Here is a 19,842-nt window from a genome sequence, read left to right as displayed (position 1 = left end):
CATCACTGTTGTTCTAGGGTTCGAGTTGCACAACCAGGGCCTGCGGGCGATGGGAAAACAGTTGCAGCAGCGCGCCGCCCAGGGCGCAGCCGGCCATCACGAAGAAACACACGGTGTAGCCATGCAAGGTGGTCCAGCCGCCCCCCATGGCGATCAGGCTGCCCATCAGTACCGGCGCCAGGCCGCCGCCGATAAACATCGCGGTGGTGATGATGCCGTTGGCGGTGGACGTCGCCGACGGCTCGGCCGAGTCGCAGGCCACCGCGTAGTAGATCGGCCACACCGCGTTGGCCACCAGGCCGAACAGCAGTTGCACGACGACGATCAACGTCAGGGTGTTGGCGAAGTAGAACGCGCCGACACTCACCGCCATCCACAGCCCGCAGATGATCAGGGTGGTGCGCCGGCCGATGATGTCCGACAGCGACGGCCACACCAGTTGCCCGAGAATGCCGGTGAGGGTGAACACCACGCTCATCCCCGCCGACTCCGCCAGCGACAGCCCGGCGATGTTGTAGAGGTAGGCCGGCAGCACGATGTTGACGCCCATGTACACCACTTGGGTGAGCATCGTATTGCCCGCCGTGAGGGCAATATTGCGGTTGCGCAAGGTGGCGACAAACGTGCGCCAGGCCTCGCCCTTCACGGTGCTGGCCGGGGCGTTGTCCGGTGGGGTCATGCCCTTGGCGGCGATGTCGACGTACAGCGCGGTGATGCGCTCGGCCGTGGAGTAACGCGCCCAGAAGATCATCAGCGGCAGCGCCACCACGAAGGCGAAGAAGAACACATAGCGCCAGTTGTCCTCGCCGAACACGGTGATGACAAAACTGGCGACGATGCCGCTGAGCATTGCGCCAATCGGGTAACCGGTATGGTGCGCCCCCAAGGCGAACCCGCGACGCTCCACCGGCCACCACTCGGCGGTGTTGCTCACGCCCACCGGTTCGCCCCAGCCGGCACCGAGGTTGACGCCGACGCGCAGGGCGATAAAGGTCGCGAGGTTGCCGCTCAAGGCTTTGAAGCCGGACAGAAACGAGATCGCCGTGTAGCCGAGCACCAATGGCACCTGGAACCGTGCACGTTTCCAGCCGCCGCCGTAGCGGTCACTCCACATCGAACCGGGAATATCCAGCAGGGCCAGCGCGAGCATGACCACCGTGGCCACGGTGCCCCATTGATCGGCGGATAAATCGAAATGCTTGGAGATGGTCGGCCCCAGGCGCAATACGATCTCACGGTCGTAGGCGTTGAGGATCCAGATCAGCCAGCAGACCAGCAGCGATACCCAGGAATGCCGGTGAATGCTGCGCAGCGACGCTTTTTTTAAAGTTGCCATGGGCCTCTCCAGGCGCGCGAGGGCGCGCACTGACACAAGGTTGCAAAGGAAGGTGCCGTATTAATCCAACGCGCTAGCTGGCGAATCGTCGCTCAGCTATTCCTTGCACGCCCAACCCGGTAATGGCGAACAGCGCCCCGCGCTGCTGGCCGTCGGCCGGAAAACGCGGCAGCGGCGGCTTGGCCATGGAGGTCACAAACAGGGTGTCGAGGTTCGGCCCGCCGAAGGTCAGGCTGGTGACCTTTTTCACCGGCATTTCAATGATGCGGTCGACGTCGCCGTCCGGCGTGTAGCGCACCAGTTTCCCGGCGTAGACCAGCGCCTGCCACAGGCAACCTTCGGCGTCCACGGTGCAACCGTCCGCCGCGCCGCCACTGGCGGTATCAACCTTGGCGAAAGTGCGTCGGTTGCTCACGGCGCCGGTGGTGAGGTCGTAGTCATATGCCCAGATCTCGCCGGACCAGGTGTCGCAAAAGTAGAAGGTCTCCCCCGACGGGCTCCAGCACGGCCCGTTGGAGACGATGATGCCTTCGTCCAGGGTGTGCAGGCTCAAGTCAGCGTCGAGACGGTAGAGTTTGGCGCTGGCGCTGTCTTCCAGAGTGTCCATGGAGCCAAACACAAAGCGGCCCTGGCGGTCGACCTTACCGTCATTGAGGCGGTTGCTTGGCAGGTTCGGCTCCGGGTCCTGGATCAGCGCCAGTTCGCCGCTGGCCAGGTCCAGGGTGTGCACGCCGTTTTGCAGGGCGACGATGGCCGCCTCGCCGTTATGGCGCAGGGCCATGGAGCCGATCTTCTGGCCCACGTCCCAGGCACGCAGCTCGCGACCGTCGTCGGTGCAACGCAGGATGCGGCCGTCGGCACTGTCGATCCAGTACAACCGTTGTTGTTCGACGTCCCACACCGGGCCTTCGCCCAGGGTGGTCTTGACGTCCACAAGCACTTCGATACGCATGGTGTGATCCCCTTATTGTTGTTGTGCGGGATGCAGGCCGCGCGATCACGCGACCTTTCGCTGATTAGAAGTTGACCTGGTCACGCCCCTTGAGCCCGAGGATTTCCCGCGCCTCATCCGGTGTGGCGACACGATGGCCGAGGGCTTCGATCACCGTACGAATGCGCCGCACCTGGTCGGCATTCGAGGCCGCCAGCTTGCCTGGGCCGTCCCACAATGAATCCTCCAGACCGACACGGGCGTTACTGCCCATGGACAAGCCCATGGTCGCCAGCGGAATTTGCCCACGCCCCGCACCGAGGATCGACCACACGTAGTCGTCGCCAAACAGGCGGTCGGCGGTGCGCCGCATGTGCGCCAGGTCTTCGGGGTGGCTGCCGATGCCGCCGCGCAGGCCGAACACCGACTGGATAAACAACGGCGGCTTGAGCAGGCCGCGCTCCAGGAAATGTGCCGCGGTGTAGAGGTGGCCGATGTCGTAGCACTCGATTTCAAAGCGGGTGCGGTTCTCGGCGCAGGCATTGAGGATGTGGGTGATGTCGCGGAAGGTATTGCGAAAGATCCGGTCGTCGCTCTCTTCCAGGTAAGGGCGCTCCCAGTCGTGCTTGAACTCGGTAAAGCGGTTAAGCATTTCGTACAGGCCGAAGTTCATCGAGCCCATGTTCAGCGAGGCCAGTTCCGGCTTGAACTGCATCACCGGTTGCAGGCGTTCTTCCACACCCATCGTGGGTGCGCCGCCGGTGGTGATGTTGATCACCACGTCACTGGCGGCCTTGATGTGCGGCAGGAATTCGGCGAACAACGCCGGGGCCTGGCTGGGGCGGCCGTCAATCGGGTCACGGGCGTGCAGGTGAACAATGGCCGCGCCGGCTTCGGCGGCGCCAATGGCGGCAGCGGCAATTTCCTGGGCGGTGATGGGCAAATGCGGCGACATCGACGGTGTATGAATCGCACCGGTGACGGCGCAGGTAATGATGACGGGGCGTTTTTTGGACATGACGATTCTCCGACTTTTATTCTTATGAAAAAAATCCTGGGTCCAGCGCTGTGTGTTCTTCCGTGGCTTACAGGTACTCGACGTTACCGTCGACGCTGATCGCCTGGCCGGTCACGTTGCGGGCGGCGGGCGAACAGAGGAACAAGGCCATGGCCGCGACGTCTTCGGCGGTGACCATGCGCTTGAGGGAGATCTTGTTGAGGTATTCCTGGCGCATCTCGGCTTCGGGCACGCCGACCTGTTCGGCACGGGCACGGATCACCCCGTCCATGCGCGGGCCTTCGACGATACCGGGCAGCAAGGCGTTGACGCGGATGTCGCTCTCGCCCAGCTCCGACGCCAGGGATTTCATCAGGCCGACAATGGCCCACTTGGTCGCCGCATACGGCGTACGCCAGGCGTAGCCGAGGCGTCCTGCCACCGAGGCGATATGCAGCAAGTGGCCGTGGGACGATTCCCTGAGCATCGGCACTGCATGGTGGGCAAATCGGTACTGCGCCGTCAGGTTGATATTGATGGTGGCTTGCCACTCGGCGTCGCTGATCGCATCGATACCGCCGGTGGGCCCAGCGATCCCGGCGTTGTTGACCAGCACATCAAGACCGCCGAAATGCTCGCGCTGCACCTTGAAGACCGCCTCGATCTGCGCGGCATCGCTGACGTCGGCACGGGTGGCGATGCTGCCCGGATACTTGTCACGGAACGCCGCCAGGGCCGGTTCGCTCACATCACACACATGCACCTGGGCGCCGGCTTCCAGATACGCCGCTGCCAACACTTCACCAATCCCGGCAGCCCCGCCGGAAATCAACACACGTAACCCAGGATAGGGCTGCAGCCGTTGTAGGACACTCATGCACGTTTACCTCCTGAAACAGACGACCGCGCACGGTCGCTCTTGACGAGCAGGCGCGCCAGGGAGTCGGCGGCCTGCATGATGTCATCGGTCACCGCCGCGCGGGCTCCGGCGCCATCACGGGCGGCCAGGGCTTCGACGATGCGCGTGTGCGCTTCCATCGAGCGTTGCAGGTGAGCTTTATCCGGGGCGACCAAGGCAAAGCACGGGCCCATGTGCAGCCAGAAGTTTTCCACCGCCGCCATGGTCAATTCGGCCTGGGCCACCGCATAGATGCGCCGGTGGAAAGCGAAGTTGGTCCACAGGTAGCGGGACACGTCGACTTCATCGGCGGCATGCTGCATCTGCTGGCACAGGTCGGTGATTTCGTCGAGGTCGGTTTTTTGCAGGAGCAGCACGGCTTTTTCCGCCAGCAACCCTTCGAGGGCGACCCGCGCATCACGAATTTCGCGCAGGCGTTCGACGGTCATCAGGCGTACGCGCAGACGGGAGGTCTCGGTGACTTCAAAGGCGTTTTCGGCGCTGAGGCGTTGCAGCGCTTCGCGTACCGGCATGGGGCTGGAGCCGAGCGCTTCGGCGAGGCCACGGATGGTGAGTTTCTGGCCGGGCTGGAAACGGCCACTCATCAAGGCTTCACGGATCTGGCGATAGACCTGGTCTTGCAAAGTATCGCGGGAGACCTGGCGCAGGGTGGGCAGGAGCAGCGGACCGTCTGTCATGAGTCAAAACCTGTGTTGTCGTTCTTATGGCTCCAATATGTGATCACAAATCAAATATGTCAAATAGTTTCCCGGTGAAAAAAGGGAGCTGTCGAATCTCACATCGACAGCTCCCACGGGGATCGCGCCTTGGCCAAACTTAGCCCGGGCATGAATCAAGGCTTCAACGGGCGCTCCTGATCTCGTTCGGAAAGCTCCGTACCGTCGTCCGGGTGTTTCCAGGTTTGCGGTTTTTCCTCTTCCCGTTGCCGGGTCTGCTCGCGCTGCGGCTCATCCTGGCGCTTCTGTTCGTTGCCCATAGCCACCTCCCCTCCGTAAGAATTGGTCACATCTACCAGAATAGAACAGCGCAGGATTTTTGACGGACCCGGAGAGTGATAGCCAATTAAAATTAATCAATCCAAATTTTTCACTTATCATTTCTAAATGTGTCAGCCACTATCCTCGGTCTTACGCGAAACAAGCACTTAAAAGAACGCTGGAGACACAAAACCATGACTAGCCCTTCCCGGCCCGATTCTGCCCGTTCGAAAGTAGGTGCGGTATTCCGCGTTACTTCGGGCAACTTCCTTGAACAGTTCGACTTCTTTCTGTTCGGCTTCTACGCCACCTACATTGCTGCCGCGTTCTTCCCTGCCGCCAATGAATTTGCCTCATTAATGATGACCTTCGCCGTGTTCGGCGCGGGCTTCCTGATGCGCCCACTGGGCGCCATCATCCTCGGCGCTTATATCGATGACGTCGGTCGCCGCAAAGGGTTGATCGTGACCCTGTCGATCATGGCCAGCGGCACACTGTTGATCGTGCTGGTGCCGGGTTATCACACCATTGGCCTGTGGGCGCCGCTGCTGGTGCTGCTGGGTCGCCTGTTGCAAGGTTTCTCGGCCGGCGCGGAGCTGGGCGGTGTGTCGGTATACCTGTCTGAAATGGCCACCCCAGGCCGCAAGGGGTTCTACACCAGCTGGCAATCCGGCAGCCAACAGATCTCCATCGTGGTCGCCGCCGCCCTGGGCTATGGCTTGAACGTGTGGATGGAACCAGCGGTGGTTGCCGACTGGGGCTGGCGCATTCCGTTCGCCATTGGTTGCGTGATCATCCCGTTCATCTTTGTGCTGCGCCGCAACCTGCAGGAAACCGAAGAATTCGCCAACCGCAAGCATCGCCCGACCATGCGCGAGGTGCTGGCCACACTGGTGAAAAACTGGACCGTGGTCATCGGCGGCATGCTGATGGTGGCCATGACCACCACCGCGTTCTACCTGATCACCGTGTACGCGCCGACCTTCGGCAAGACCGTGCTGCAACTGAGCACCTCCGACGCGCTGCTGGTGACCTTGCTGGTGGCGGTGTCGAACTTTGTCTGGCTGCCGATCGGCGGCACCCTGAGCGACCGCTTCGGCCGCAAGCCGGTGCTGATCGCCATGACCGCGTTGACGGTGCTCACGGCTTATCCGGCACTGTCCTACGTGGTGAATGCACCGAGCTTCGCCCATATGCTGGAGACGCTGCTGTGGTTCTCGTTCCTGTACGGCATGTACAACGGCGCGATGATCCCGGCGCTCACGGAAATCATGCCGGTGGAAGTGCGCGTGGCGGGCTTCTCCCTGGCCTACAGCCTGGCGACCGCGATCTTCGGTGGGTTTACCCCGGCGATCTCCACCTGGTTCATCCACATCACCGAAGACAAGGCCTCGCCGGCCTACTGGATGATGTTCGCTGCGTTGTGCGCGCTGTGTTCGACCCTGGCGCTGTATCGTCGCGCCAACGCACGCGGGCAGGTGATGCAGGGGGCGGCGTGATGGGGCCTTTGTTCAAGACCCTGACGGCCCTGGCCCTCGGCGCACTGGCGCTGACGGCCCAGGCCGAGGAACTCAAGGTGATGACCTCCGGTGGCTTCACCGCCGCCTATAAACTGCTGGGCCCGCAATACGCGCAGTACAGCGGCGACACCCTCGATACCGTCCTCGGCCCCTCCATGGGCAAGGCGCCGGAAGCGATTCCCAACCGTCTGGCCCGTGGCGAACATGCCGACGTGGTGATCATGGTCGGCTATGCCCTGGATGACTTGATCAAACAAGGCAAGGTCGACCCGGCGTCCCGCGTGGAACTGGCGGATTCGCGCATCGGCCTGGTGGTGAAGGTAGGTGCGACCAAACCCGCGATCGGCACCGATGCCGAACTCAAGGCCGTACTGAGCAAGGCCAAGTCCGTGGCGTATTCGGACAGCGCCAGCGGTGTGTATGTCGAGAAAGAGCTGTTCAAGAAGCTCGGCATGCCCGCCAAAGGCACCATGATCGAACGCCTGCCGGTGGCCGAACAGGTCGCCAAGGGCGATTACGAAGTGGGCTTGCAGCAGGTGGCGGAGTTATTGCAGGTGGCGGGTGTGACGTACGTCGGCAAGATCCCGGAAGACGTGCAATCGGTGACGCGCTTTGCGGCGGGCATTCCGGTCAATGCCGAACACCCTGCGCAGGCCAGGGCGCTGTTGCAGTTCCTGGCCTCGCCCCAGGCACAACCGGTGGTGCAATCCACCGGCCTGGACTCGGTGGCACGCTGATCTAAACAGCGTCTCCCGCACCCACCACTCCAATTCCAGCGCCGCCGGCGGCAAAGTCCGCCCGCGGCGCTTGTTCATTCAAGCCCCCATCGCAATGGTGACGTTGCCCATGCGCATGGACGCGACGTTGCTGGTGCCCATCGTGAATAGCGGGATGTAGAGCAATATCGTACAAGCGCCAGTGGGAAGCTATGGAGTAGAACTGCCAGAAAAACTGCCGCTGAGGCTTAGCCTGTTTCCGAGAGGCCAGTCAGTTGCTTCTTGTTTTTCCTGACGTAAAGACACGGTTGCTCGGGTTCCCTAGAATCCCGCGTTCGACTCTATGACTAAGGACCCAGGCATGGCCGAACCGATCGTAAAAAGCACACCGCTGACCTGGTATGTGGAGCATTTCGCCGTCTTCAGCGGGGCTTTCACCTTTCTCGCTATCGCGGGGCTGTTGATATTTATCTACCGGCGCTCTGGATCGCTGCTGTTTCTACGGGATTGGATATGGCGGTTTTTTGGTGGCAAAACGCGCTTCGAAACAGACCGTTTTGAACGCATGCGCAAGGACTTGCGCGAGCTGGAATATTATCGCTATGAATTCAACATCCCCGCCAATACGCTGCGCGAGGCCGACTTGGCTGAGGATTGGATGTACAGCAATGACTTCACCCCACGCGACTTCGGTCGCGTGAAGCGCTACATCGAGTGGAGCGACTTTACAGCACTGAGCTTCATCACCAAGCGGTTCGCACAGTGGCGTATCAACTGCTTTTTCTTTCTTGCCATCGCGCTTCTGGCGGGCGTAGCCATTGCGGTTCCGCTGATTGAATCCAAGTATCTGATGGTGTCCCTCAAAAACGCCCCGGATGCCCCCTCGTTCTATTTATCGGAAGATAACGTGAAGTTCGGTATCTGGTCTGACACCGTCCTCAAGGTCGAGCACTGTCGCTCGTCCGAGTCGCTCCAGGCGTTCCTGCGCCCAGGATTACCGGAAGATAAACTCGACATCATTTGCTCATTCTTCCTCGACAAGACCTACAACAAATACGTACGAGAAGGCCTGGGCCAACAACGCGGGCTGCTGTTCTCGCTGGTGCTCGTGTCGATGGCATGGATGATTTACCTGGTGATCCTGATCGCGCGAATGGAAGTCGCCCGCAAACTCTATAAACAATGGCAGGCCAACCAGCCTTGAAAAAACAAGTGCCTGCTAGCCGCCCCTTTTCGACTGAGAGTTCAATGAGCAAGGCATCTGACAGAAAAACGCTTCACCGCGCGCTGAAATGGGCGGCCTGCCTGGTGGGCCTGCCTTGCCTCGCCGCGCTGGGTTTCTTCACCTGGCAAAGCTTCTACCCGGTGAGCGCCGCTGCCGGCTGGAGCGTTCAGGTCGTACACCGCGACGTGCCAAAAGCCGCCTCGCTGATGCCGTTGCCGGACGGCGCGCTGATGGTCAGCCTGGAGCTCGACGACGCCAAGGGCAGCATCGTGCGCATTCATCCGGACGGAACACGCGAAGTGGTGGTGGGCAACCTGTCCAAACCCGACGGTATGTTCGCCACCCGTGGCGGCTGGGTGTTCAGCCAAGAAGCACTCGACTCCCCCGTCAGCTTCCTCAAGGACGGTACCGTCACCGAATTGTTCAGGGGCGAAAACGTGCAAGGCCTGTGGGACGACGGTGACTACCTCTATGCCATGGAGGACCGTCGCGACGAGGGGCGCATCCTGCGTTATCGCTGGAGCGACCAGACCTTAAGCGTCGTTCGCAAAGGCCTCGACGAGGGCGAATCGATCATCCGCTGCACCGATGGCCGCATGCTCTACACGAAGAAGAAAGAAGGCATGGTCCGTGAGCTGACCGAAGACGGCAGCGACCCGGTGGTACTGGCCAAGCTGAACCAGCCGACCTTTTTGATGTGCGATGAGCGCGGGTTATGGATCAACGAAGACGCCACCCACCGCGCGCGGTTGTTGCTGATCGATAAACAGGGGCGCCAGCAGACGATTTTGTCGTTCTTGAAGGCGCCACAGTCGATTGTGCCGACCGGGCGTGGGACTTATCTGCTGGCCGAAGGTGGGCGTGATCGCGTGCTGGAGCTGACCCCGCCCCAGCCCGTTATCGCGCAGGAATAAGCGCGCTGCACTACAGCTGAAACCGCGCAACCGCCTCGTTCAGCGAGACCGCCAATTGCGCCAGTTCGCGGCTTGATCCATTGATCTGCCCGGCGCCGGAAGAGGATTGCGCAGACAGGTCGCGAATATTGACGATGTTGCGATCGACTTCCTTGGCCACCTGGGCCTGCTCCTCGGCGGCGCTGGCGATGACCAGGTTGCGCTGGTGGATCTGGTCGATGGAGTCGGTGATCTGGCTCAATGCGCCCCCCGCCCCCTCAGCCAGGGCCAGGGTGTCGGTGGCACGCTGGGTACTCGACTGCATCGAGCTCAACGCCTCGTTGGACCCCGTGCGCATCGCGGTCACCATCTGGTCGATTTCCAGGGTCGATTGCTGGGTACGGTGGGCCAGTGCACGGACTTCGTCAGCCACCACCGCAAAGCCACGCCCGGACTCCCCAGCCCGCGCCGCCTCGATCGCAGCGTTGAGTGCCAGCAGGTTGGTCTGCTCGGCGATGGAGCGGATCACATCGAGCACCTTGCCGATATCCCGCGATTGCTCGGCGAGGTGCTGCACCAGGGTCGAGGTTTCGCCGATGTTGGTGCTCAGGGCTTGAATGGCGCTGACCGTTTCACCCACACGGTGCTGGCCTTCGCGCGCGGTTTCATTGGAAAGGCGAGTGGACTCGGAGGTGGACACCGCATTGCGCGCTACCTCATCCGCCGCCGAGGTCATCTCGTTGACGGCGGTGGCGGCCTGCTCGATTTCAGCGGTCTGCTTTTGCAGGCTGCGGCTGCTCTGGTCGGTGACGCCGTTGAGGTCGGTGGCCGATGACGCCATCTGCCCGGCCGACTGGCGAATCAGTTGCAAGGTCCCGCGCAGGTTGGCCTGCATGGTCTTGAGTGCCACGAGCAGGCGCGTCACTTCGTCGTCGCCGCTCACGTCCACCGTTTGGGTCAGGTCACCCTGGGCAACGTTCTCGGCAGCCCGTACGGCATGACTGAGCGGGCCGACAATGCTGCGCGTGAGCAACCAGGCCAGCAGCACGGTGCTCAACCCGGCCACGATCACAAAGCCGAACACCATGGTGCGCGAACGGCCGTACTGCGACTCGGCCGCCTGGCCTTGCTGGTTGATCTGGGCGTTGTAGTAGTCGGCCAGGGCATTGAGTTGGGCCCCGGAGCCATCGACCACGGTTTTCATATCCACCAGCAACAGCTTGTTGAGTTCAGCGCCCTGCTGCTTGTCGGCGAGGATGAACGACTGCGCCAGCCCTTGCTGGTATTGGCGCAGCGAGACCTGGAACTGATCATAGAGCGTGCGTACTTCGGGGGTGTCGATCACTGCATCGAGGTCGGCCAGCCGTTTGCTCAGGTCCTGGCTGCGAGTGTCCATCTGGCTACGGTATTGCGGGATGCTCGCCGGGTTCGGGTCCAGGGCCATGCGCAAAGAGATCGTACGAATGCGCAGCATGATTTCACGAATGTCCGCCACCAGCCGCATCTTCGGCACCAGCCCGCTTTCCACCTGCACCGCGCTGGCGCGGATGCTTGCCATGTTCGACAGTGCAAAAAAACCCAGCAGGGCCACGAGCAAAGCAATCAGGGCAAAACCCAGACCCGCACGGCGGGCGATGGACAGGCTGCGAAGGGACATTAGGGGGGACTCTCTTATTGGGGATACGATGTCGTACGAGAGTGTTTCGGCCGTTTGGATAAAGACTTGAGGGACGTACACCCAGGAAATGGGAAGTTATAAATATCAGTGAGTTATTTGCAGCGTCGCCGAGCATGATGCCCACGAGAATACTGGGAACACATCAAAGATGACGAAACGGAGTAACCCATGAACATCCGACCTATCCACACCGAACAGGATTACAAGGACGCGCTCAAGTCTGTCTCCGCGCTGTTCGACAACGAACCAGAACCCGGCGCCGCGGAAGGTGATTACTTTGACGTAATGATCACGCTGATCGAGGCCTATGAAGCCAAACACGTTCCCAATCGATGCCATTCGCTTCAGAATGGAACAGTCTGGCCTGTCAGCGGCTGATCTTATTCCCGCCATTGGTCGCCAGAATCGTGTTTATGAAGTGCTGAATGGAAAACGAGCGCTGACCTTGCCAATGATTTGGAAGCTGCATGAGATGTTTGGAATTCCAGCAGAAAGCCTGATCAAGCCAGTAAGGCATGCTTGAAGATGGAATACGGTTGGTTGTGCCTGCTGGAAACAACCACTGCGGCCCTTTTTGCTGCTAGGAACGAGTAGCTTGCCCCCAAATCTCAGAAACGAAAAAGCCCCGTAGCTGAATAAGCTACGGGGCTTTTTCTATGTAATGGCGGAGAGATAGGGATTCGAACCCTAGGTACCGGTGAAGGTACAACGGATTTCGAATCCGTCCCATTCGGCCACTCTGGCATCTCTCCAACGGCGCGCATCATAACAGCCTGTTTCGTGGAAGCAAAGCGCAGAAGCGATTTTTTTCCGTGCTATCAGATGCTTGCGTCGATTAAAGCGGTACGCCGAGACGTTTGGCGACTTCTTCGTAGGCTTCGATCACATCACCGAGGCCTTGGCGGAAGCGGTCCTTGTCCATCTTCTTCTTGGTGTCCTTGTCCCACAGGCGGCAACCGTCCGGGCTGAATTCGTCGCCCAGGACGATGGAGCCATCGTGGAACACGCCGAACTCCAGCTTGAAGTCCACCAACAGCAGGCCTGCGTCGTCGAACAGCTTGCTCAGCACGTCGTTGACCTTGAGGGACAACTCCTTCATGCGTGCCAGTTGCTCGGCGGTGCCCCAGCCGAATGCCACCACGTGGGATTCGTTGATGAACGGGTCGCCCTTGGCGTCGTCCTTCAGGAACAGTTCGAACGTGTAAGGATTGAGCTTGAGGCCCTCTTCCACGCCCAGGCGCTTGACCAGGCTGCCGGCGGCGTAGTTACGCACGACGCATTCCACCGGGATCATGTCCAGCTTCTTCACCAGGCACTCGTTGTCGCCCAGCAGTTGGTCGAATTGGGTCGGAATACCGGCCGCTTCGAGTTTCTGCATGATGAAGGCGTTGAACTTGTTGTTCACCATGCCCTTGCGATCAAGTTGTTCGATGCGCTTGCCGTCGAACGCCGAGGTGTCGTTGCGAAACAGCAGGATCAGGCGGTTGGCGTCGTCGGTCTTGTAAACCGACTTGGCTTTGCCGCGGTAGAGTTCTTCACGTTTTTCCATGATGGGCTCCGCTTTGAGTGAGGTGGGCTAGGCGATATGTCGCCAGTCGAGCCCTGAATCTTGATCGGCCAGTTGCAGCCAGTCCGGGTCGCACCCGAGGGTGTCGACAAAACATTGCCGGGCAAGCGTCGGCAGGTTGTTCTTGCTGCTCAAGTGGGCCAGGACCAGGTGTTGCAGGTCTTGCCAGCCCAACTCATACACCAGATACGCCGCCTGATGGTTGTTCAAATGTCCCAGTTCGCCGCCGACCCGTTGCTTGAGAAAGTACGGATAGTGACCGCGAGCCAACAGGTCCCGGCAGTGGTTGGACTCGATCATCAAGGCATCGAGGTTCCGGTATCCGTCCAGTACCTTGGCGCAGTAGGAGCCCAGGTCGGTGAGCACGCCGAAACGCCGCTCTCCGTCACTGAATACATACTGCGTCGGTTCCTGGGCGTCGTGCGCCACGGCAATCACATCGATGCTCAGGGCACCGATTTGCAGCTGCTCGCCACCGGCCAGGAAACCTGCGGGTTCTATAGGTTTGCGCATCCCGCGCAGTGTGCCGCGACTGAGGTACACCGGAAGATTGTAGCGCCGAGACAGCAAACCCACGCCATGCACGTGGTCGGCATGTTCGTGGGTCACCAGAATCGCGCTCAGCTGCGAGGGGTGAACCCCCAGGCGCAGCAGGCGCCGCTCGGTTTCCTTTAACGAGAAACCACAATCCACCAGCACGTACGTGTCGTCATGGGCGACCAGCGTGCCGTTCCCTTGGCTACCGCTGCCGAGAACGGCAAAACGCATCGGATCAGCCCAGGTTGTCCTGAATCACGCCCAACACCTTGCGCGCTGTTTCAGCCGGCGCCACGGTGTTGATGTTCTTCTCGACGGTGACCTGCACAGTCTCGCCAACCTTGCTCAAACGCACCTGATAACGCTCGGCGCGGGTCTCGATTTCTTCCTTGGTCGGCTTGCTGCCGAACAGTTTGCCGAAGAAACCAGGCTCTTCGTCTTTGCGCTCGGCCTTTTCAGCCACGTTGATGTAGTACAGGCCCAGGCTCCGGTTGATGTCTTCAACACGCCAAGGGCCTTGCTCCAACGCGCGGCCGACGCTGGCCCAGGCGCGATCCAGGTCTTCACCCAGGTTCAGCACCACGTTGCCGCTGCCGTCCTCGGTGAGGCTGACGCGGCTCGGGGTGTCGTAATCACGGGCGGCGAGCAGGGAAACGGAACCGCCCTTCTCGGAGATACGGCTCATGCTGGCCAGCATCTCGTCGACCAATGCCGAGTCGACACCGGTGTTGACCGAGCGGTTGGTGAAGTCGACGTTGGCGGTGCTGCCGGCAGGACGCTCGGCGCTGACCACGTAGACTTCACTGGTGTTGCGCTGCACGCCCGGCTCGATGCGCACACGCACACGGGCTTCGCTGTCGGCGGCGACACCGCCGGCCTGCAGGCGCTTGGCCATAGTGGCGGACAGCTCGCTGCCTTGCTGCCATGCCGTGGTGAATTCACCGGTCTGCGGGCGCTGCTCGTCGATGCGGAAACCGTTGTCCTGGAAGAACTGCACCGCTACCGGCCAGACTTCGGCAGGTGGACGCTGCGCCACGATCCAACGCGAATCACCGCTCTTCTGCAGGCTGTAGTCGCTGGCATCCGCCACGGCCGAGATCGGCTGTGGACGTGGCACGACGTATTCACCCTTGGTGGTGTCGTCGGCAACGTTGCGTGGAATCGGCAGCAACGGGTCAAGGCGCTTGGCGACGTTGACGTCCGGCGGCAGTTGCATCGGTTTGGTTGCTTGTGCTTCCAGGTAATCGCTGCCGCGGTCACGGAAGTAGCCTTCCGGGCCCCAGATCCAACCGCAGCCACTGGTGCTGGAGATAATCAAGGCAAGTGCGGAAAGTCCGGCCAATCGCTTCATGCGTAGTGCTTCCTCAATTAAACCAGGACGCCGGACTGGCGCAGGGCCTGTCGCAGCGGTTCGTGACAGGCTTCGCTGAGGCGGGTGAGCGGCAGACGGATACCGTCCGGCATCAGGCCCATCTCGAACAGCGCCCACTTCACGGGAATAGGGTTGGATTCGATAAACAGTGTCTTGTTGAGCGGCATCAGCTTCTCGTGGATCGCACGGGCGGTCACGGCGTCGCCAGCGATGGCGGCGGCACACAGGTCGCTCATGGCGCGCGGGGCCACGTTGGCGGTCACGGAGATATTGCCCTTGCCGCCCAGCAGGATCAGCTCGACAGCCGTGGCGTCGTCACCGGAATACAGCAGGAAGTCGCTGCTCACCCCGGCCAGGATGTCCTTGGCGCGCTGCAGGTCGCCGGTGGCTTCCTTGATGCCGATGATGTTCGGCACGGTAGAGAGGCGGATCACGGTCTCGGCCTTCATGTCGCACGCGGTACGACCCGGCACGTTATAGAGGATCTGCGGGATGTCGACGGCTTCGGCAATGGTGCGGAAGTGCTGGTACAGGCCTTCCTGGGTCGGCTTGTTGTAGTACGGGGTCACCAGCAGGCAAGCGTCGGCGCCGGCTTTCTTGGCGTTTCGGGTCAGCTCGATGGCTTCGCGCGTCGAGTTGGCGCCCGTGCCGGCGATCACGGCAATACGCCCCGCGACACGCTTGACCACGAATTCGATCACTTGGATGTGTTCTTCCACATCGAGGGTGGCCGATTCACCTGTGGTGCCGACCGCCACGATGGCGTTGGTGCCTTCTTGCAGGTGGAAGTCCACCAGTTTGCCCAGGCTGTCCCAGTCGAGATGACCTTGTGCATCCATGGGTGTGACCAGTGCCACCATACTGCCCGCAATCATGCAACCGCTCCTGCCGGAAAAAGAGAGCCGTAATGGTACTGGCGCCAAGATGCTTGTACAAGCGAAGTACCGCCTGAGGATGCGTTCTGGCGCAACTAAACGACGGGCAATGCCATCATTGGGCCAAAGCACGGGTTGAGGCTGGGCAAAATCAGGCGGATCACGCAATGAAAACGCCACCTCCTATCCCTTGGCGACGCTTTTCGCTACCCTTCATGCTTTGATCGATACAGCCCTCACAGTATCGACCGCTCATCGTTTTAGGAAGGCTGCATGTCCACCCCCACAGTTCGCGAACAATTCCTTGTTATCAGTGCCCTCGGCGCCAACCCCATGGAGCTGACCAACGTCCTGTGCCGCGCCAGCCATGAAAACCGCTGTGCCGTGGTGACCTCCCGCCTGACCCGCCATGGCGAGTGCAGTGCGCTGGTCCTGCAGATTTCCGGCACCTGGGATGCCCTGGCGCGCCTGGAGACCGGCCTGCCGGGCCTGGCCAAGAAGCACGACTTCACCGTCAACGTGGTGCGCAGCGCCGCCCTGGAAAATCGCCCGCAGGCGCTTCCTTATGTGGCGTATGTCAGCTCGGCCTACCGCTCGGACATCGTCAATGAGCTGTGCCAGTTCTTCATCGACCATAACGTCGAACTGGAGAACCTGACCTGCGACACCTACCAGGCCCCGCAAACCGGCGGCACCATGCTCAACGCCACCTTCACCGTGACCCTGCCGGCCGGCGTGCAGATCAGTTGGCTGCGCGACCAGTTCCTGGATTTCGCCGATGCCCTGAACCTCGACGCGCTGATCGAGCCGTGGCGCCCACAGAACCCAATGTAAGGAAGTCATCATGGCGGTAGTCATCGATAAACCGGTCGCCGATTTCGAAGCCCAGGCCACCAGCGGCCAGACCTTCAGCCTTGCCGCCCTCAAGGGCAAGCAAGTGGTGATCTACTTCTACCCGAAGGACAGCACCCCGGGCTGCACCACCGAAGGCCAGGGTTTCCGTGACCAGTACGCAGCATTCAAGGCCGCCAACACCGAAGTGTTTGGCGTGTCGCGCGACAGCGTGAAGTCCCATGAGAACTTCAAGGGCAAGCAGGAATTCCCGTTCGAGCTGATCAGCGACAAGGATGAGGCGGTCTGCCAACTGTTCGACGTCATCAAGCTGAAGAAGCTGTACGGCAAGGAATACCTGGGTGTGGATCGCAGCACCTTCCTGATCGACAAGGACGGTGTGCTGCGCCAGGAATGGCGCGGCGTGAAAGTGCCGGGCCATGTGGACGCCGTTCTGGCCGCAGCCCAGGCATTGAACAAGGCCTGATCTGTAGCGCGGATCACTGCAGCGATGAAGCAGTGATTCGCGCCTACCCTTACAACAAAGGTGCCACCACCGGCTCCTGCCGCGGCCACGCATCCAGCACGGCCTTGAACAGCGTCGCCAGGGGAATCGCAAAGAACACCCCCCAGAATCCCCACAGTCCACCAAACAACAGCACTGCACAGATGATCGCCACCGGGTGCAGGTTGACCGCCTCCGAGAACAGCAGCGGCACCAGCACGTTGCCATCCAGGGTCTGGATGATGCCGTAGACCGCCATCAAGTAGATGAACTGGTCGCTCCAGCCCCACTGGAACAAGGCGATCAAGGTCACCGGCACCGTCACCACCACGGCACCGACATACGGCACCACCACCGAAATCCCCACCAGCAGTGCCAGCAAGGCGGCGTAGTTGAGGTCCAGTGCGATAAACGCAATGTAGGTAACGCCCCCGCAGATAATGATCTCGATGACCTTGCCACGAATGTAGTTGGCGATCTGTCGGTTCATTTCTTCGGCCACCCGGGTGATCAGCGCTCGTTCGCGCGGCAGATAGCCGCTCACCCAACGCCCGATCATGGCGCGGTCCTTGAGGAAGAAGAACACCAGGATCGGTACGAGCACCAGGTAGATCATGATGTTGACCAGCAGCGGCAGGCTGGACAGGGAAAAGGTCAGCGCCCATTGCCCGAACTTTCCGATTTCGCCCCGTGCCACTTCTATCGCCTGCAGCACTTGCTCGTCCGACACCAGATGCGGGTAGCGCTCCGGCAGCAGCAGCAACAGCGACTGCCACTTGGCGAGCATGCCCGGCAACTCGTTGAACAACGTGATCAGTTGGTGCCACAGCAGCGGTAACACCACGACAATAAACACCACCAGCAGCCCCATGAACAAGGCAAATACCAGGCCCACAGCTGCGCCGCCCGGCAAGCGTAAACGCTCCAGGGTGGTGACCAGGCCCTGCATCAGGTAAGCCAGCACCATCCCCGCCAGTACCGGCGCCAGCATGCCTCCCAAGGTGAGTACGGCCGTAAAGGCCAGAAACAGCAGGACCGCCAGCACCACGGCTTCTTCATCGGAGAAGTAGCGCTGGATCCAGTCTCGTAACACTTTGAACATCAATCAACCTCGGGTGGTAGGGGCAAACGGTTCAGGCCTTGCGCAACCAGTAACGGTACACACCGGCGGCGTCTTCTTCATGCAGCAGGGTATGGCCGGCCAGCTTGGCGAAGGTACGAAAATCACGCTGGGAACCTGCGTCGGTGGCGATCACCTTGAGCACAGCGCCACTGGCCAATCGATTGAGTTCCAGCTTGGCCTTGAGCAGAGGCAACGGGCAATTGAGGCCGCTGGCATCGAGTTCGGCATCAAAGGCTACAGCGTCGGTCATGGTTTTACTCCGGGCACGCATTCGGGGTGCTTAGAATATCTGGTCCGAAGCTCAGTGTCCGGCTACAGTAAGCTCTTTGTCGAAAGGCTCTGTGCATGACTTTTTTGCGCCCTACCCTGCTGACGCTGGCTTGCCTGCTGGCCTCCCCAGGCTTCGCTGACGACCTGCCGTCACTTGGCGACGCCAGTTCTGCCATTGTCTCGCCGCAACAGGAATATCAGCTGGGCCGCGCCTGGCTGGCCTACCTACGGGGCCAGGTCTCGCAGTTGAACGACCCGCAGCTCAAGGATTACGTCGAAACCAGCGTGTACAAGCTGGTGGAAACCAGCCAGGTGAATGACCGGCGCCTGGAATTCATCCTGATCAACAGCCCGCAACTGAACGCCTTCGCCGCACCCGGCGGTATCGTCGGCGTGAACGGCGGCCTGTTTCTCAATGCCCAGACCGAAGGGGAATACGCGTCGGTGCTGGCCCACGAACTGGCTCACTTGTCCCAGCGTCACTTCGCCCGTGGTGTCGAGGCGCAGCAGCGCATGCAGATCCCGATGATGGCCGCCCTCCTCGGCGGCATCATTGCGGCCGCCGCCGGTGCCGGGGATGCCGGGATCGCCGCAATCGCCGGCACACAGGCCGCGGCCATCCAGGAACAACGACGATTCTCTCGCCAGAATGAACAGGAGGCGGACCGTATCGGCATCGTCAACCTGGAGAAAGCCGGCTACGACCCGCGCTCCATGCCAACCATGTTCGAACGCCTGATGCGTCAGTATCGCTTCGACGCCAAGCCGCCGGAATTCCTGCTGACTCACCCGGTGACCGAATCGCGTATCGCCGACACCCGCAACCGCGCGGAACAAGCCAAGGCCGGCGGCAAGGAAGACAGCCTGCGCTACCAATTGATTCGCGCGCGGGTACAGTTGCAATACGAAGACACCTCCGGACTCGCCGCCAAGCGCTTCCAGGCGCAACTGGACGAAAATCCTAAAAACGACGTGGCGCGCTATGGCCTGGCCATCGCCCAGATCAAAGCCTCCCAGTTCAAGCAGGCAAGGGAAAGCCTGCAACCCTTGCTGGCCAAGGCGCCCAACGACATCACCTACAACCTGGCGCAAATCCAGTTGGACATCGACAACAACCACCTGCCCGATGCCCAGCAACGCACGGATCGGATGCTGACCCAATACCCCGGCAACTACCCGCTGAATCAGATTCGGGTAGATCTGCTGCTTAAACAGAATCGCACCGCCGATGCGGAAAAGGCCCTGGATGGCTTGCTCAAGTCTCGCCCGGACGATCCGGATGTGTGGTACCAGGTCGCCGAGACCCGTGGCTTGTCGGGCAATATCATCGGCCTGCATCAGGCTCGCGCCGAATACTTTGCTTTGGTGGGCGACTTCCAGCAGGCGATTCAGCAGTTGGACTTTGCCAAACGTCGCGCCGGCAGCAATTTCCCGTTGTCGTCACGTATCGATGCACGTCAGCGTGAGTTGATCGAACAGGAGCGCCTGGTTAAAGGCATGATGGGCTAAACCCATCGCCCACAAAAAAGCCCCGCCCTCGTAAAACGAAGGCGGGGCTTTTTATTGGCCG

20 protein-coding genes, 1 tRNA gene and 2 pseudogenes are annotated in these 19,842 nt (G+C 60.9%); 8 read left to right on the top strand and 15 right to left on the bottom strand.

The window, feature by feature from the left end:
- Positions 1-13: 13 nt before the first annotated feature.
- The 6 genes from BFP99_RS12735 to BFP99_RS33265 form a co-directional block, all read right to left on the bottom strand.
- Positions 14-1,336, bottom strand: a complete 1,323-nt coding sequence (locus BFP99_RS12735; RefSeq protein ID WP_065947373.1) for an MFS transporter — start codon at positions 1,334-1,336, stop codon at positions 14-16.
- Between the two features lie 73 nt (positions 1,337-1,409).
- Positions 1,410-2,288, bottom strand: a complete 879-nt coding sequence (locus BFP99_RS12730; protein ID WP_065947372.1) for an SMP-30/gluconolactonase/LRE family protein — start codon at positions 2,286-2,288, stop codon at positions 1,410-1,412.
- A 64-nt stretch (positions 2,289-2,352) separates the two neighbouring features.
- Positions 2,353-3,285 carry a 3-keto-5-aminohexanoate cleavage protein gene (locus tag BFP99_RS12725; protein WP_065947371.1) on the bottom strand — a complete coding sequence of 311 codons (933 nt, stop codon included), beginning with the start codon at positions 3,283-3,285 and terminating at the stop codon, positions 2,353-2,355.
- A 67-nt stretch (positions 3,286-3,352) separates the two neighbouring features.
- Positions 3,353-4,141 (bottom strand): SDR family oxidoreductase, encoded by a 789-nt coding sequence (locus BFP99_RS12720; RefSeq protein WP_065947370.1) that lies wholly within the window; start codon positions 4,139-4,141, stop codon positions 3,353-3,355.
- Positions 4,138-4,860 (bottom strand): GntR family transcriptional regulator, encoded by a 723-nt coding sequence (locus tag BFP99_RS12715; protein WP_065947369.1) that lies wholly within the window; start codon positions 4,858-4,860, stop codon positions 4,138-4,140. Before BFP99_RS12715 ends, BFP99_RS12720 begins: the two co-directional genes overlap by 4 nt.
- A gap of 155 nt (positions 4,861-5,015) precedes the next feature.
- On the bottom strand, positions 5,016-5,159 hold the full coding sequence (locus BFP99_RS33265) for a hypothetical protein (RefSeq protein WP_176719690.1): 144 nt from the start codon (positions 5,157-5,159) through the stop codon (positions 5,016-5,018).
- 195 nt (positions 5,160-5,354) lie between these two features.
- Here BFP99_RS33265 and BFP99_RS12710 point away from each other — a divergent pair, with 195 nt between their 5' ends.
- From BFP99_RS12710 to BFP99_RS12695, 4 genes are all read left to right on the top strand, one after another.
- Positions 5,355-6,659 (top strand): MFS transporter, encoded by a 1,305-nt coding sequence (locus BFP99_RS12710; protein WP_065928204.1) that lies wholly within the window; start codon positions 5,355-5,357, stop codon positions 6,657-6,659.
- Entirely contained in the window at positions 6,659-7,417 is a 759-nt protein-coding gene (locus tag BFP99_RS12705) for a substrate-binding domain-containing protein (protein WP_065947368.1), read from the top strand. Before BFP99_RS12710 ends, BFP99_RS12705 begins: the two co-directional genes overlap by 1 nt.
- Before the next feature lie 340 nt (positions 7,418-7,757).
- Positions 7,758-8,600 (top strand): DUF6216 family protein, encoded by an 843-nt coding sequence (locus BFP99_RS12700; RefSeq protein ID WP_065928206.1) that lies wholly within the window; start codon positions 7,758-7,760, stop codon positions 8,598-8,600.
- Positions 8,601-8,644: 44 nt separating this feature from the next.
- Positions 8,645-9,535, top strand: a complete 891-nt coding sequence (locus BFP99_RS12695; protein ID WP_256098131.1) for a hypothetical protein — start codon at positions 8,645-8,647, stop codon at positions 9,533-9,535.
- Positions 9,536-9,545: 10 nt separating this feature from the next.
- On the opposite strand, the gene BFP99_RS34085 is transcribed toward BFP99_RS12695, so the two are convergent.
- Both BFP99_RS34085 and BFP99_RS34080 read right to left on the bottom strand, forming a co-directional pair.
- Positions 9,546-10,355 (bottom strand): methyl-accepting chemotaxis protein, encoded by an 810-nt coding sequence (locus tag BFP99_RS34085; RefSeq protein WP_370737666.1) that lies wholly within the window; start codon positions 10,353-10,355, stop codon positions 9,546-9,548.
- A 48-nt stretch (positions 10,356-10,403) separates the two neighbouring features.
- Positions 10,404-11,171, bottom strand: a pseudogene (locus tag BFP99_RS34080) (MCP four helix bundle domain-containing protein); the annotation flags it as partial.
- 189 nt (positions 11,172-11,360) lie between these two features.
- Between BFP99_RS34080 and BFP99_RS12685 the strand changes: the two are divergent.
- Positions 11,361-11,715, top strand: a pseudogene (locus BFP99_RS12685) (type II toxin-antitoxin system HigA family antitoxin).
- A 139-nt stretch (positions 11,716-11,854) separates the two neighbouring features.
- On the opposite strand, the gene BFP99_RS12680 reads toward BFP99_RS12685, so the two are convergent.
- The 5 genes from BFP99_RS12680 to dapA form a co-directional block, all read right to left on the bottom strand.
- Positions 11,855-11,944 (bottom strand) — tRNA-Ser (locus BFP99_RS12680).
- 83 nt (positions 11,945-12,027) lie between these two features.
- Positions 12,028-12,741 carry a phosphoribosylaminoimidazolesuccinocarboxamide synthase gene (gene purC, locus BFP99_RS12675; RefSeq protein ID WP_065928209.1) on the bottom strand — a complete coding sequence of 238 codons (714 nt, stop codon included), beginning with the start codon at positions 12,739-12,741 and terminating at the stop codon, positions 12,028-12,030.
- A gap of 27 nt (positions 12,742-12,768) precedes the next feature.
- Complete coding sequence (locus BFP99_RS12670; RefSeq protein WP_027604310.1) at positions 12,769-13,527, bottom strand: MBL fold metallo-hydrolase; 759 nt, start codon at positions 13,525-13,527, stop codon at positions 12,769-12,771.
- Positions 13,528-13,531: 4 nt separating this feature from the next.
- A complete protein-coding gene (gene bamC, locus BFP99_RS12665; protein ID WP_027604311.1) occupies positions 13,532-14,647 on the bottom strand; it encodes an outer membrane protein assembly factor BamC in 1,116 nt (371 codons plus the stop codon).
- 17 nt (positions 14,648-14,664) lie between these two features.
- Positions 14,665-15,543: a 4-hydroxy-tetrahydrodipicolinate synthase gene (gene dapA / locus BFP99_RS12660; protein WP_065928210.1), complete on the bottom strand. Its 879-nt coding sequence runs from the start codon at positions 15,541-15,543 to the stop codon at positions 14,665-14,667.
- Between the two features lie 273 nt (positions 15,544-15,816).
- On the opposite strand from dapA, the gene BFP99_RS12655 reads away from it, so the two are divergent.
- Together BFP99_RS12655 and BFP99_RS12650 are read left to right on the top strand one after the other, a co-directional pair.
- Entirely contained in the window at positions 15,817-16,377 is a 561-nt protein-coding gene (locus tag BFP99_RS12655; protein WP_003172487.1) for a glycine cleavage system protein R, read from the top strand.
- Between the two features lie 10 nt (positions 16,378-16,387).
- Positions 16,388-16,861 (top strand): peroxiredoxin, encoded by a 474-nt coding sequence (locus BFP99_RS12650; RefSeq protein WP_065928211.1) that lies wholly within the window; start codon positions 16,388-16,390, stop codon positions 16,859-16,861.
- A gap of 49 nt (positions 16,862-16,910) precedes the next feature.
- Here BFP99_RS12650 and BFP99_RS12645 read toward each other — a convergent pair whose 3' ends face one another.
- Together BFP99_RS12645 and BFP99_RS12640 are read right to left on the bottom strand one after the other, a co-directional pair.
- Complete coding sequence (locus tag BFP99_RS12645) at positions 16,911-17,981, bottom strand: AI-2E family transporter (protein ID WP_032888556.1); 1,071 nt, start codon at positions 17,979-17,981, stop codon at positions 16,911-16,913.
- A 31-nt stretch (positions 17,982-18,012) separates the two neighbouring features.
- On the bottom strand, positions 18,013-18,252 hold the full coding sequence (locus BFP99_RS12640) for a sulfurtransferase TusA family protein (protein WP_010212198.1): 240 nt from the start codon (positions 18,250-18,252) through the stop codon (positions 18,013-18,015).
- A 95-nt stretch (positions 18,253-18,347) separates the two neighbouring features.
- On the opposite strand from BFP99_RS12640, the gene BFP99_RS12635 reads away from it, so the two are divergent.
- On the top strand, positions 18,348-19,781 hold the full coding sequence (locus BFP99_RS12635) for a M48 family metalloprotease (RefSeq protein ID WP_027604315.1): 1,434 nt from the start codon (positions 18,348-18,350) through the stop codon (positions 19,779-19,781).
- Positions 19,782-19,842: the final 61 nt, after the last annotated feature.

This window comes from Pseudomonas sp. 1 R 17, assembly GCF_900067035.1.
GTDB lineage: Bacteria > Pseudomonadota > Gammaproteobacteria > Pseudomonadales > Pseudomonadaceae > Aquipseudomonas > Aquipseudomonas marginalis.
Note: the sequence above shows the minus strand (reverse complement) of the source record. Positions and strands in the feature narration are given on the sequence as shown.

Excerpts from the sequence above, each read along its gene's own strand:
- BFP99_RS12710 (WP_065928204.1), top strand. The coding sequence starts at position 5,355 with ATGACTAGCCCTTCCCGGCCCGATTCTGCCCGTTCGAAAGTAGGTGCG.
- BFP99_RS34085 (WP_370737666.1), bottom strand. The coding sequence starts at position 10,355 with ATGGCGTCATCGGCCACCGACCTCAACGGCGTCACCGACCAGAGCAGC.
- BFP99_RS12640 (WP_010212198.1), bottom strand. The coding sequence starts at position 18,252 with ATGACCGACGCTGTAGCCTTTGATGCCGAACTCGATGCCAGCGGCCTC.
- BFP99_RS33265 (WP_176719690.1), bottom strand. The coding sequence starts at position 5,159 with ATGGGCAACGAACAGAAGCGCCAGGATGAGCCGCAGCGCGAGCAGACC.
- BFP99_RS12705 (WP_065947368.1), top strand. The coding sequence starts at position 6,659 with ATGGGGCCTTTGTTCAAGACCCTGACGGCCCTGGCCCTCGGCGCACTG.
- dapA (WP_065928210.1), bottom strand. The coding sequence starts at position 15,543 with ATGATTGCGGGCAGTATGGTGGCACTGGTCACACCCATGGATGCACAA.
- bamC (WP_027604311.1), bottom strand. The coding sequence starts at position 14,647 with ATGAAGCGATTGGCCGGACTTTCCGCACTTGCCTTGATTATCTCCAGC.
- purC (WP_065928209.1), bottom strand. The coding sequence starts at position 12,741 with ATGGAAAAACGTGAAGAACTCTACCGCGGCAAAGCCAAGTCGGTTTAC.
- BFP99_RS12670 (WP_027604310.1), bottom strand. The coding sequence starts at position 13,527 with ATGCGTTTTGCCGTTCTCGGCAGCGGTAGCCAAGGGAACGGCACGCTG.
- BFP99_RS12695 (WP_256098131.1), top strand. The coding sequence starts at position 8,645 with ATGAGCAAGGCATCTGACAGAAAAACGCTTCACCGCGCGCTGAAATGG.
- BFP99_RS12650 (WP_065928211.1), top strand. The coding sequence starts at position 16,388 with ATGGCGGTAGTCATCGATAAACCGGTCGCCGATTTCGAAGCCCAGGCC.
- BFP99_RS12720 (WP_065947370.1), bottom strand. The coding sequence starts at position 4,141 with ATGAGTGTCCTACAACGGCTGCAGCCCTATCCTGGGTTACGTGTGTTG.
- BFP99_RS12655 (WP_003172487.1), top strand. The coding sequence starts at position 15,817 with ATGTCCACCCCCACAGTTCGCGAACAATTCCTTGTTATCAGTGCCCTC.
- BFP99_RS12700 (WP_065928206.1), top strand. The coding sequence starts at position 7,758 with ATGGCCGAACCGATCGTAAAAAGCACACCGCTGACCTGGTATGTGGAG.
- BFP99_RS12735 (WP_065947373.1), bottom strand. The coding sequence starts at position 1,336 with ATGGCAACTTTAAAAAAAGCGTCGCTGCGCAGCATTCACCGGCATTCC.
- BFP99_RS12730 (WP_065947372.1), bottom strand. The coding sequence starts at position 2,288 with ATGCGTATCGAAGTGCTTGTGGACGTCAAGACCACCCTGGGCGAAGGC.
- BFP99_RS12635 (WP_027604315.1), top strand. The coding sequence starts at position 18,348 with ATGACTTTTTTGCGCCCTACCCTGCTGACGCTGGCTTGCCTGCTGGCC.
- BFP99_RS12715 (WP_065947369.1), bottom strand. The coding sequence starts at position 4,860 with ATGACAGACGGTCCGCTGCTCCTGCCCACCCTGCGCCAGGTCTCCCGC.
- BFP99_RS12725 (WP_065947371.1), bottom strand. The coding sequence starts at position 3,285 with ATGTCCAAAAAACGCCCCGTCATCATTACCTGCGCCGTCACCGGTGCG.
- BFP99_RS12645 (WP_032888556.1), bottom strand. The coding sequence starts at position 17,981 with ATGTTCAAAGTGTTACGAGACTGGATCCAGCGCTACTTCTCCGATGAA.